General features: G+C 73.6%; 8 protein-coding genes. All 8 read left to right on the plus strand.

The window, feature by feature from the left end:
* Window position 1 precedes the first annotated feature (1 nt).
* Genes AB0A63_RS17740 through AB0A63_RS17775 form a run of 8 tightly spaced genes read left to right on the plus strand, consistent with a single transcriptional unit; the run spans window position 2 to window position 12,573 of the window.
* The gene (locus AB0A63_RS17740) at window positions 2–2,185 is read left to right on the plus strand and encodes a hypothetical protein (protein WP_360391995.1); all 2,184 of its coding nucleotides are present in this window, start codon (window positions 2–4) and stop codon (window positions 2,183–2,185) included.
* Window positions 2,182–3,186, plus strand: a complete 1,005-nt coding sequence (locus AB0A63_RS17745) for a hypothetical protein (protein ID WP_360391998.1) — start codon at window positions 2,182–2,184, stop codon at window positions 3,184–3,186. Before AB0A63_RS17740 ends, AB0A63_RS17745 begins: the two co-directional genes overlap by 4 nt.
* Window positions 3,183–4,256: a hypothetical protein gene (locus AB0A63_RS17750; RefSeq protein ID WP_360392000.1), complete on the plus strand. Its 1,074-nt coding sequence runs from the start codon at window positions 3,183–3,185 to the stop codon at window positions 4,254–4,256. Before AB0A63_RS17745 ends, AB0A63_RS17750 begins: the two co-directional genes overlap by 4 nt.
* Window positions 4,253–6,361, plus strand: coding sequence for a DUF4231 domain-containing protein (locus AB0A63_RS17755; protein ID WP_360392003.1), 2,109 nt, complete (start codon window positions 4,253–4,255; stop codon window positions 6,359–6,361). Before AB0A63_RS17750 ends, AB0A63_RS17755 begins: the two co-directional genes overlap by 4 nt.
* Complete coding sequence (locus AB0A63_RS17760; RefSeq protein ID WP_360392006.1) at window positions 6,358–7,584, plus strand: toll/interleukin-1 receptor domain-containing protein; 1,227 nt, start codon at window positions 6,358–6,360, stop codon at window positions 7,582–7,584. Before AB0A63_RS17755 ends, AB0A63_RS17760 begins: the two co-directional genes overlap by 4 nt.
* Window positions 7,581–8,492: a MoxR family ATPase gene (locus tag AB0A63_RS17765; protein ID WP_360392008.1), complete on the plus strand. Its 912-nt coding sequence runs from the start codon at window positions 7,581–7,583 to the stop codon at window positions 8,490–8,492. The genes AB0A63_RS17760 and AB0A63_RS17765 overlap by 4 nt, the downstream gene beginning before the upstream one ends.
* Window positions 8,489–9,451: a hypothetical protein gene (locus AB0A63_RS17770; RefSeq protein ID WP_360392011.1), complete on the plus strand. Its 963-nt coding sequence runs from the start codon at window positions 8,489–8,491 to the stop codon at window positions 9,449–9,451. The genes AB0A63_RS17765 and AB0A63_RS17770 overlap by 4 nt, the downstream gene beginning before the upstream one ends.
* A complete protein-coding gene (locus AB0A63_RS17775; protein ID WP_360392013.1) occupies window positions 9,448–12,573 on the plus strand; it encodes a hypothetical protein in 3,126 nt (1,041 codons plus the stop codon). Before AB0A63_RS17770 ends, AB0A63_RS17775 begins: the two co-directional genes overlap by 4 nt.
* The last annotated feature ends 7 nt before the right edge of the window (window positions 12,574–12,580 follow it).

Below are 12,580 nucleotides of genomic sequence, written 5' to 3' on the forward strand. Positions count from 1 at the left end.
GATGACGCTCGACCTCCGCACGCCGGAGGGCCGGTCCTACGCGACCAACCTGCGCCGCCGCAACGCCGGTGAGCTCGGCCCGTCCAGCCGCGTCCTCGTCGTCGACACCACCGACGCGCTGGGCACGCACCCGGAGTGGTACGAGCGCCTGGCCCGGCTGCCGCAGGTCACCGGTGTCGTGCTGGTCGCGGTCGGTCCCCTCGACCACGGCGACGGCCCGGTGCTGCGCATGCCGTCCGCGCTCACTGGGGTCGGCGTGACGCTGTGGGTGAACGACGCTCCGGGGGTGCCGTGGGAGGGCGGGTCGCAGCCTCCCGGCGCCGGCCGCGGTGAGTCCACCGTGGACGACCTGCTCGCCGCGCTGCGGTTCCCCGGGGTGTTCGACCGCGTGCTGCAGGAGGTGCGCAGGATGCCGCACCAGAGCGCGAACCCCGGTGTCGCGGTGGACTACGCGGCGGTCGAGCCCGGGCTGACGCGGGCGTTGAAGCTGCGGGCGTTGCGGCAGCTCGTCGCGACCGGGGTGGCGGCGCGGCTGCACGACCGCGAGTCCGCGGAGCTCGCGTCCGTGGTGCGCGGGGCGACCGATGGCGAGACCGTGCCGGTGCTGCCGGGATCACCGCTGCACGAGGCGATGACGGCGGCTCGGGACCGGGTGGCCGCGGCGTCGCGGGCGGTGGACGCGTTGCGCGGCCTCGGTGGGCTGCTCGGCACCGGCAGGACCCACCGGGTGGTGCTCAGCCGCCTCGCCGACGCCGGCGAGGCGGTGGCCAGGTACCACGGGCTGACGCGCCGGGTGCTGGAGGACGTGGACTCCAGCCTCGCCGAGGGCTACCCGCCGCCGACGGAGCTGGTGGCGCAGGGCCTGCCGTCACCGGCGCCGGTGAACTCGGTCGAGCTCGCGGACTCGCTGCGCAAGGCGGTCACCACCGAGCTCGCCGGTGGCAGGACGTTGCCCGGTCTCGCCGACCAGGCCCGCGGGCTGGGCAACCAGCTCGGCGCCACGCGCAGTCTCGCGGTCACCGGCGAGGTCGTGGACGCCGACGCCGCGACGTGGATGCGCGGGCTCACCGCACCGCCGCCGTTCAGGCCGTGGCCCACGCCGATGGCGCACCTGCTCCCGGTGGTGTTCGTGACGTGCCTGCTGGCCTCCTGGCTGCCGGGGATGAGCTGGTGGCCCGCCGCGGGGCTCGCGGTGCTGTGGCTGTTCCTGGTGGCGCTGCTGTTCGCCCGCACGCCCGGCTCGCCCGCGGCGGGACCGCAGCTCGCCGTCACCGCGCTCGTCGCCGCGGTCAGCGGTACCGCCGGGGTGTTCCTCCGCGCGGTGCCGTCCCCCGGCGCCGCCGCCGGTGCCGCTGTCGCGGCGGGACTCGGCGTCTCGGCGGTCGTCGCCGTGGTGCTGGGCTGGAACCGGGCGGTGGACGCGTGGACGGCCGCGGTGCCGGTGCGCAGGGCGGCCGCGCTCACCCGGCAGCTGACCGAGCAGGTGACGAGGACGATCGAGGACCGGTGGCTGCCCGCCGACCGCAACCGCCGGCTCGCGGACGCGCTGCTGGTGGTCGCGGGCGGGCTGGACGCGGTGTCCGGGGTGTTCTCCGACGTGATCCGCGACCGGCGCGAGGAGGGCGGCCAGGTCCTGAGCGGGGACAGCTCGGCGGGGCTGGCCGACGTGCTGCACCACGACCTGGTCGCCATCGCGCTGGAGGTGCTGCGGCCGTCGTTCGAGGAGATCGCCTCGCAGATGCCGCTGTCCGGCGACTCGCGCCGCGCCTTCCTGCGGGCGCAGGACCTGATGTCCGGCTACAACGACCACCTCGACCACGCCGGGCTGCGCGAGCTGCCGCCGTTCGTGACCGACGAGGGACCGCGCCGCCGGCTCGCCGCGACGCTGTGGCGCAGCTCCGACGCCAGCAGGCGCGTTCTCCTGCTCACCGAACGCAGCCGGATGACCCAGCTCTGCGCGGCCGAGGACATCCGGCTGCTGCAGGCCGACGGCGCGGTGGTGCTGCACTTCGCCTCCGCGGACATGGACCTGCCGCCCGCCGACACCGGCGAGGTGGTCCGCACCAGGGGCGACGCGGTCGGGGCGCTGCGGCTGACCCCGATCCTCGCCAGGTACGTCGAGTCCAGGGTGCACGCGGTGACCGAGCACGCCGAACCTCCGCACGAGCAGGGAGAGCCGCGATGACCTTCGCCGGCACCAACTTCGACACGCTGACCGGCCGCGACCCGGCAGGCCGCCCCGCCTCGTGGCTGGTGCGGGTGCTGGAACCGGAACCCGCGGGCGACTCGGCCCTGGTGACCCACCGGGTGAAGACCCACGACGGCACCACGTTGCTGCGCCGCTCGCTCCCGCTCACCGGCAACCCGCTGGACGCGTCGATCGCGGAAATGCTGCTGGACAACGAGATCAGGGCGCTGGTCCGGTTGCACGCGCGCTACCCCAGACCGGTGCCGGAGCTGCCGAGGATCGTCGGGTACGACTTCGACTCGAGCACCCCGTTCGTCCTGCTGGAACCGCACGTCGGCAAGTGCCTCGACGGCAGCCCGCGCACGCTGCTGATCGACGAGCGGCGCCGGTTCATGGTCGGCGTGTTCCGGGCGTTGGCCCACCTCGCCGCGGTCGACCTGGTGCACGGTTCGGTCGGGCTCGCGTCGCTGTGCTGGGACGGCGCCACCGCCCAGCTGGTGAACCTCGAGCACGCGGTGAACCCCGGCGAGCCGACCCGTTCCGGCCTGTCGCGCAACGGTTCCGTCGCGCACACCGGCGACGACGTCCGCGCGGCCGGCCGGATGGTGTACGAGCTCGTCACCGGCAAACGGGTCGAGCTGGGTGCGGTGCCCGACCTCACCGCGCAGCCGGAGCAGCTGGCCACCCTGCTGCGCGGGGTGTTCGCGGCACGCCCCGCCGACCGGCCGACGGCGCTGGAGGTGCTGGAGCGGCTCAACGACCGCGACCCGCTCCTCCCGCCCACGGACACGACGGCGCTGATGCGGGCGGGCTACGACCGGTTCGACACCCTGCGGCCGGTCAAGGCGACGGGTCCCCGGCAGCAACAGCCACCGCCGTCACCACCGGTCAGGCGGTTCGCGCCCCGCCCGGAGCGCAAGCCGGTCCCGCTGCTCCCGTTGGCGCTGCTGGTGTTCCTCGCGGTCGCGGTGGTCGTGGCGCTGGTGGTCACCCGATGACGACGCCTCCCGAGTCCACCCGCGTGCAGTGCCCGATCTGCCTGGAGCTGTTCTCCTGGTGCGACGACGAGCTGTACCGGCGGGTCGTCGACAGCAGTGGCGCGCGCTGGGTGCGCGCGGACCTCTCGCACATCAACAACCCCGTGAAGAAGCAGGACCGCCGGGCGCGCTGCTACGTGCGGTGCCCCAACACCAGCAAGGAGAACAAGGAGCACTACCTGCCCGTCTCCTACCGCGACCACGGCACGCCGGTGGTCATCGGGCTGGTCGGGCGCAGCCGGTCGGGCAAGACGCACCTGCTGGCCAGCATGATCCACGAGGCGTTGCGCGGCGACCTGCGCCACCACGGCCTCGTCTTCGAACCGGCCGACGAGCTGCGGCACTCGGCGTTCCAGCGCGAGATCGACCAGCTGATGCTCGGCAACAAGCTGGAGGCCACCGAGTTCCTCAACGAGGACGTCACCACGTACCTGTTGCTGCGCAGCAACAATGGACCGACCAGGCCGCTGGTGTTCTTCGACGTGGCCGGTGAGGACTTCGTCACGTCCGGGCCGCAGGGGCTGGGCGGCCAGTTCGTGCTGGGCGCCACGGCGTTGATGTTCGTCGACCACCCGGCCGGCGCGGTGCCGGCGTTGCACGGCGCAGGCCGGGTCAGCACGAACCCGGCGTTCTCCGGTGCGCTGGAACGGATCGGGCGGCGCGAGGACGCGCGCGACCTGCCCGTCGCCGTGGTGCTGACCAAGGCGGACGAGCTGCGCTACGAGGCTCCGATCGACCACTGGATCCGCCGCGACGACCTGCGCGAACCGCTGGACGCGGCCCAGTTCCGCGCCGAGAGCAGGGACGTCTACGCGTTCCTGGACCAGCACGAGGCCAGGCCGATGCTCGACGTGTTCGAGCGGTTCCACCGCAGCACGTTGCACGTCGTGTCGGCGACCGGCGCCGAAGCCGACGACAACAACACGTTCCCCCGCGGCGTCCGGCCGGCCAGGGTGCTGCGGCCGCTGCTCGCGCTGCTCGCGATGGCGGGGCTGGTCGCGCACCCGCAAGCGGCGGAGGTGGGCAGGTGAGCGACCTCGACCAACTCGTCTTCGCACCGGACGAGCGCAAGGGCATGAGCCTGTACTCCGCGTCGTTCCCGGTGCGGGACAACGACAGCTGGCAGGACTGGGACGGCAAGCTGATGCTCTACGCGCGGTTGCTGAGCGAGCCGGGCGGCAAACCACCGCCGCGCGCGTCGTTCACGCACGTCGCGTTCGCGGACGGCACCGCGGCGCTGGTCCGCCGTTCCGGTCAGCCCGGTGACGTGGGGCGCAACGTGGCGCACGCGGTGATCGGGGACCGCGCCGCGATCAACGACCTGCTGCCGCGCCTGGTCGGGTGGGACCGCTGGCTGGACCACAGGCCGGTCAGCCTCCAGCTGCCGAAGCCGGACCCGGCCGACTTCCCGGGCCCCCGGCCGTTCGAGCTGGACGATCCCGTGCTGGTGCCGATCGCGACCGCGGTGCTGGCCAGGCCGGACAGCTCCTTCAGCGTGATCGGCGTGCCGGAGGAGCTGCGGCTGCCGGTGGTCTGGCGGCTGCGGTCGCTGTGGCCCGAGCAGGAGTGGACGTTCTCGACCTACGAGAAGAGCGACGAGGACAAGCCGAACCTGCCCAGGGTCGTGTTCCTCGCCGAGCGGCCGACCGCGCTGGTCGAACCGCAGGAGGGACGGGTGCGCATCGACGTCAACGACGACGTGCGGTCCGGCGACCACACCACGAAGCAGGCGCGGGCGATGCTCAACGGCCAGCAGGTGCCGGCGGCCACCACGGCGGTCGCGGCGGTGCCGGACGAGCCGGTGACCGAGGTGGTGGAGGTGGTGGAGATGACTGACCGGCACGAGGCGCCCGCACCGGCCCGGCCGCTCCAGCCGGCCGGACCCACCGCACCGGTCCGGCCGCTCCAACCGGCCGGGCCCACCGCGCCGGCCGAGGTGACCGGCCTGCCGAGGACCGGACCGCGCAGACCCGCGGTCGCGGTGGTGGACGGCGACGCCCTGGCCGGGATCCTGCACAGCGACGACCCGTTGCACCGGCGGCTGGAACGGCTGACCAGGCTGCTCGACGCGCTCGACGCCTCGGCGGTGGACCACCAGGTGCTCGCCTGGGTCGAGGACGTGGCGGTGCCGCGCACGCTCGTCGCGTTCATCGTCGACTACCTGGAGTCCCGCGGTGTCACCGGGTTCGACCGGGCTCTCGCCCGGCGCTGGCGGGCCGAGCAGGGCATCCACCACCTGCCGCCGGAACCGGTGGGACCGCCGCCGGCCAGACCGCCGGTGGACGCGAGGCTCGTCGAGCGGGCGTGGTCCGAGCAGGAGGCGTGGTCGCGCAAAGCCGGGCAGCACAAGAGGTACGTGGTCGCGCTCCGGCTGATCGTGCTGGGCTGCCTGCTGTCCGGTGCGGTCGGTGCGGTCGGTGCCGCCCAGCTCACCACCGGGCCGCGCTGGGCAGCGGCGCTCGTCGCGGGTGCCACCGCCGCGGTCGTGGCGATCGGCACCTGGATGCGCAAGCAGCTGGAACCCGAGGAGCGCAAGCAGTGGACGTACGCGCGCCGGCGTTCCGAGTCGCTGAAGTCCGAGGTGTGCCGCTACCTCGCGGGCGCGGACCCGTACCGGCGCGCTGACGCGGACCAGCGGCTGAGGCGGCACGTCGACGAGCTCCTGCCGATCGCCACCGCGGCGACCGCTGCCAAGTCGCCCGGGATCACCGGCATCACGACCTACACCCGGTTGCGGGTGCAGGACCAGATCGCCCACCACGTCTCGAAGGCGGACCGGTACGAGACCTCCCTGAAGCGGGCCCGGCTCGCCGAGTTCGGCTTCGGCGTCGCCGCCACGGTGCTGGCGGCGGTCGGCGCGGTCGTCGGCGGGCACGTCGTGCTGTGGATCGGTGTGTTCACCACGATCGCGGGTGCCATCACCGCGCACATCACGCTCACCGGCTACGAGCACCTCGTCGTGCGGTACCGGCGCACCGCGGCCGACCTGCACCGCCTGCTCACCGCGCTGGCCGACCAGCCGGACGAGGCGGCGCAGGACCTGTTCGTCGCGGAGTGCGAGCGGGTGCTGGCCCAGCAGAACGACGACTGGGTGGCGCAGCTCACCCCGTCCGCGGCCGGAAAGGACCAGCGATGACCGACCTGCGGTGGGACGTCTTCATCAGCCACAGCACCTCGCCCGCTCCCGAGGGGGTCGCGGCGCGGCTGCTGGAGGAGCTGCTGGAGTGGGACGCGCTGCCGGCCTGGCGGGTGCGCGCCGACCGGGAGTTCCTCCACCTCGGCGACCGGTGGCAGGAGCGGATCCGGGAGGTGGTCAACGAGAGCAACGTCGGCGTCGTGCTGCTCGACGAGAACGCCTTGCGCAGCAAGTGGGTCAGGCGCGAGACGCGGCAGATGATCGACCGCGGCCGGGACTTCCGGGTCATCCCGGTCCTGATCGGCCTCACCCGCGCCGACGTCGAGGAGGCCGGGTGCGAGGAGTTCACCGAACTGGTGCGGGACCGGCACAACATCGTGGTCCGCGACGACGGCCAGGTCGTGCTCGACGAGCTGGGGACGTTGCTGGGCACGGAGGTGATGGCCGCGCTCACCCCGGAGGAGATGTCCTGGGTGCAGCGCATCGCCTACTACCTGCCCGAGGACGAACGGATGCTCGCAAACGCGTTGCGCAGGTTCGACCCCGTGCGAGACCTCCCGCCGCTGCTGCCGCGGGAGAGGCTCGCCTACCGCATCCTCGAGTCGCGGCTGCACAAGGTCGTCAAGGCGTTGTTCGTCTTCCTCAAGCACGACCTGGTGAAGCGGCTGCGCCCGGAGTCGAGGGCGATGCTGGCCGAGCTGATCGAACCGAGCTGGATCGAGTCGTCGCTCGCCCGCCGCATCCCGCCCCACACGCCGTCGCAGGTGTGCGTGCTGAGCACCGGCAACCCGGTCCCGAAGGCGCAGCGGCCCGGCGTGTGCGTCGACACCGGCGTGCACCTGGTCCGGCGGGCCACCTGCTGGGACGAGGAGAACGTCGAGGTCCGGCCGTGCGGGGACGTTCCGGTCGGCGACCCGAGCGAGATCCCGCTGCACCTGGGCGACCAGTACCAGTGGGAGGAGGACGCGAAGAACTACATCGTGCTGGAGGCCGGTCGCAACCTCCGGTCCAGGTTGGACACCGCGCGAGCGGTGCGGGACCTGTGGCCCGACGTGGTGGTGGTGCTCGTCGTCGATCCGGGCACCGACCCCGTCGGTGAGAAGTTCGACCAGCACCTCGGTCCTTACGGCACCGTCGTGATCGAACACCGCGAAGAGCTCGAAGCGAACAAGGCCATGGACAAGATCCGCGAGGTCCTGAGGATCGAGAAGGCGGGCCGATGAGCACCGGAACGGACACGACGCAGGTCGAGACGGACGGCAAGAGGTACGTCCGGCCGCCGGGGCTGGACCTCGCGGTGCGGGTGGCGACCGCGACGAGCAGGCCGCTGCTGCTCTTCGGCGCGCCGGGGTCGGGCAAGTCCAGCCTGGCCAAGAACATCGCCTACCGGGACGACCTGCGCTACTACGAGCACGTGGTCACCGCGCGCACCTCGGCCAGGGACCTGCTGTGGTCGTTCGACAGCGTCCGCCGGCTCGGCGACGCGCAGCTCAAGGTGCGGGACTGGCGGGACGACGACTACGTCACGCCGGGCGTGCTGTGGTGGGCGTTCGACCGGGCGAGCGCCCTGACGTTCAAGCGGGCCAAGGAACCGCACCCGTCCTGGAACACCGGCGAGCGCAGGCGGCCGGGCGCGGTCGTGCTCATCGACGAGATCGACAAGGCCGACCCGGACGTGCCGAACAGCCTGCTGGTGCCGTTGGCCGACCGGTTGTTCACGGTGACCGACCTCAGCGAGGCCAGGGAGGTGCGGGAGGTGGCGGACCCGCGGTGCCTGATCGTCATCACGTCGAACCAGGAACGCGAGCTGCCCCCGGCGTTCGTGCGGCGGTGCGTCGTCCACGAGCTGGAACCGCACGACGAGCCGACGTTGCGCAAGATCGCCGAGAGCCACGTGGGCAGGGACCGCAGGTACCCGCTGGACCACCTCATCCGGAAGCTCCAGGACGCCCGCAAGCAGGCGCGCGCCGACCAGCGCAGGCAGCCGAGCACCGCCGAGTTCATCGACGCCATCCGGGCCTGCCTGGGCGAGGGCATCGAGTCGACGACGCACCTCGACCTGGACCCCATCCTGAAGATGATCTTCGAGAAGGACGCGGGCACCGGTGCCGCGCCGGGGTGGTCGCCGTGACGGCGGCGGCCTGGCTGGGCGATCTCGTCAGGGCGGTCGCCGCCGAGACGCCGCCGGGCCGGGAGCCCGATCCCGCGCTGGTGCGGCAGATCGAGCGCCTGCTGGGGATCGAGCACGGCACACCGCCGGTCGTCGAGGACGCTGCCCCGCCGCCACCGGAACCGCAGCCCCTGCCGCCGCCGGAGGAGCACGTGCGAACGCGGATGCCGGAGGCGGAGGAGACCGGCAGGCGGTTCGGCGACTTCGAGCAGCCGCCGTCGTACCGGACGGAGCAGGACCCCATGGTGGGCCTGAAGGTCTCGTGGGACGACGAGGGCGAGCCGGACCGCCCGTGGCTGCCGGTGCCGGACCTGCCCGTGCTGAGCCCGGAGCAGCTGCTGCGCCGGCCACCGCACGAACCGCTGCTGCGCCGCGCCTCGACCTCCGCGGTGGTGCAGGCCCTGTTCTCCCGCCGGATGCCGGACACCGAGGTCGACGTGCCCGCCCTGGTCGAGCAGCTGGCGTCGGCGCGGGCGGTGAGCGAGCTGCCCCGCCTCGCCCACCCGACCTTGCGCTTCGGCGCCCACGTGCTGATGGACCGCTCGGAGGGCATGTCGTTGTTCTGGCGCGACCAGCAGGCGCTGGTCGGCGTGGTCAACAGCGTCATCGGCGCCTCCCTCACCGAGGTCAGCGTGCTGTCCGGCTCACCGCGCCGGATGCAGCGCGGCCACCGCCACCCCGCTCCCGACCGCGCGGTGCTGGTGCTCGCGGGCTTCGGCATCCGCCGCGGGCGGGCCGAGCAGGAGGTCTGGGAGCCCTACGTGCGCTGGCTGCGGCGCCGGCGCTGCCGGGTGGTCGCGCTCGTGCCGTTCCCGCGCGACCGGTGGCCGGGGTGGCTGACCTCGCTGATGCCGGTCGTGAGCTGGGACCGGGTCACCACCGTCGGGGCGGTGCGGGCGGCGCTGGGGCGGACGTCGTGATCCGCGAGCGCCTCCGCGAGGAGCTGGACCGCCCGAGCGTCGCCCCGGACGTGCAGCTCGCCGTCGCGCTGAGCACCGCCACCCGGATCGAGGCCGAGCTGGTCAGGGCGGTCCGCCTCGGCGTGCTGCCCCACCTCGACGTGGGTGCCGAGTCCGACTTCTGGTTCAGCGACTGGGTCGGGGCACGCCAGCCGCAGGTCGTGGCGTTGCGCTCGGACCTGCTCGACCTCCTGCGCGACCGCCTCGCCCGCTACGACGAGGCGGCGCTGGAGACGTTGCGCGCCATCATGTTGCGCAGCCACCGCAACCTCTCCCCCGCGCTGGCGCTGGAGGAGGACGTCACCTGGCACGCGTGCACCGGCGGCGAGGAGGGGTTCACCGTCGCGTGCGCGCTGCTGCGACGCGCGTCGAAGGCGATGGTGGTGCAGGGCCGCGACGGCGTGGCCGGCTGGGTGGCTGACGCGGTGCACCGGCTGCCGCGGGAGGTGTTGCGCAGCACCGACGGCTGGCACGCCGTGCTGAACGCGCGCAGGACGCGGTCCGAGGACATCACCGCGGAGCCGGAGCACGTCGACGCACGGGTGATCGAGGAGATCCTCATCCCGGTGGCGCACGGGCAGGACGACTCGACCATGCGCCGGTGCGTCGGGGTGCGTTGGGACGACGGCGTGCTCGTGCTGGGCGAGGGCGTGGACGGCGGGGTCACCATCCGGCTGCCGCACCACGTGCCGCCCCTCGTGGAGCTGGTCGAGTACGGCAACAGCGAGGGCGACTGGCACCTCATCGGGCAGTCACCGCCGTTCCGGCCGGTGAGACCGGGCCCGGTCCGGCTGCGCACGCTGGACGGCCGGGTCTTCGACATCCCCGAGGCCGTCGGCGACCGGGTGCAGGCCTCGCCCGTGCTCGTGCAGGTCGAGGGCGCCCAGGGCGAGCCGGCGCGGTTCTGGCTGCAGCCGGTGCGGTTCGAGACCGGCGAACGGGCGCGGGCGGGCCAGCCGGTGGCGTTGCTGACGAGGGTGCTCGACACCATCCCGGCCGACCCCGGCGCGTTGTCGAAGCTGCACGGCTGGTTGGCGCAGGAGGAGGTCTGCGCGGTCAGGTTGCTGCACGGCTGGACCGAGGAGCAGCGGATCCGGCTGGCCACCCAGATCGCGGCGGCGGGCGAACGAGAGGGCTGGCACGTGTTCCGCGGGCGGCAGGACCCGGCGGCGGCGCAGTGGCTGCGGTCGGACAAGCCGCAGCCGGGGCCGAAGGGCGTCCTGCTCGTGGTGGACCGCGCGGACTCGTGGCACCCGCAGCACCTGCGGGGCATGCTCGCGGCGCTGCTGGACGGGTCGGCGCGGACCAGGGTGCTGCTGCTGTCGCTCGACGCCGGGTCGTGGTGGAACGCGGTCGCACGGGCGTTCCCGGCCGCCGACGTGCACTGGGCGGCACAGCGGCTCGACGCCGACCCGCCGCGGGAACGCACTGAGCTGTACCGGCGGGCGATCGACGTGATGGCGGACGCGATGTCGGCGGACCTCGACCCGGCCCGCGACCCGCGCGGTCCGTGGACGTCGCAGGACGACGTCGAGCTCGTCGCGGTGGCGGCGGCGCTGGACGCGCTGACCAGGAAGACCAGGAGGGGCTACGCGGGCGCGGCGAAGCTGGTGCTGCGGCACGAGCACGTCTTCCGCACCCGGCGGGCACCCGAGCACGACGGGCAGCTGGCCGCGCTGGTGTTCCTCGCGACCCTGCTGCGGCCGTTGCACGTGGGCGCGGCCCGCGACCTGTGCCTGCACTTCGAGCTGATCGACGCCGAGCACGACTGGCGACCGCTGCTCGCCGCGTACGAGCGGCTCTACCCGCTCGACCAGGAGGCGCTCGACCCGCTCGGCCCGTGCCAGCTCGCCGACGACCTGCTCGCGGGCGTCCTGGTGGACAAGGACGCCGATCTCGGCGTCGACCCGGACTGGGCGGTGCGGCTGCTCGATGCGATCGCGACGGCCACGTTCCCGGAAGACCCCGGCGTCGAACCGCACTCGATGGCCGCGCTCGCCCACGCGTCGGCGCGGTTCCGCCGGCTCGCCACCGGCTTCCTCAACCCGATCGTCCACTCCCGGCCGGAGCTGCTGGTCCGCGCGGGCGCGGCGGCGATCATGACGGCGCTGGCGAACGCCGACACCGAGCTGCTGGAGCGCATCCACGGCGCTCTGCCACCACCGGACGAGCGCGAGGTGCACCTCGACCCGGCCGTGGTGCGGCTGGAGCTGGCGCTGGTCGACCACCTGCGGTCGGAGGGTGCGCCGAGTCCGGAGCGCGACGCGCCGCTGGACCTGCGGCTGGCGCGCAGCCAGGCTCGTGCCGGTCTGCTGGAGGCGGCCCTCACGACAGCGGCGAAGGCCGCCGACGGGTACCGCAGGCTCGTGGTGCGGGAACCCCGCGTGCACACCACCGGCCTGTGCGAGTCGCTGGTCCTGCAGAGCGGGCTGCTGGGCGAGCTGAACCAGTCCGAGCAGGCGCTGGCGGTCGCCGAGGAGGCCGAGTCGCGGCTGCGGACGCTCCAGGTCAAGCGCCGGGACGAACCGGGCTCCACCCTCGCCTCCGCGCTCGCGAACCTGGGCAGGCAACGCGCGCGCAGCGGCAACACCGGGCACGCCCTGCGCGACGTGCGGGAGGCCGTGACCATCCTGCGCGACCTGGCCGGGGTGCGGCGCGCCGAGTACGAGCCGGAGCTCTGCGAGGTGCTGGTCAACCTCGCCGAACGCGCGGGCGAGGCCGGGGAGCCGGAGCTCGCGCTGTCCGCCGTGGAGGAGGCGGTGGCACTGGCCGCCCGGCTCCACGCCGCCAACAAGTGGGCCCACCTCCACCGCTACGCCGCGGCACTGGCTGGGCGGTGGCGGTGGACCGGGTCGGCGAGCGACCTGGACGAGGCGGTGTCGTTGTACCGGCAGGCCGCGCAGGCATCACCCGAACGGTTCGACCTGGCGCTCGCCGGCGTGCTCGTCGACCGGTCCCGCACCACCGGCGACCTGTCCGCGCTGGAGGAGGCGATAGGCCTCTACCAGCGACACAAGCGGGCAGAGGACGAGCTGGCCGCGGCGGTTGCGCTGCGTGACCAGTGGGAGGGCGGGTCGGTGTGATCGCTAC

The organism is Lentzea sp. NPDC042327, from assembly GCF_040647275.1.
Classification (GTDB): domain Bacteria; phylum Actinomycetota; class Actinomycetes; order Mycobacteriales; family Pseudonocardiaceae; genus Lentzea.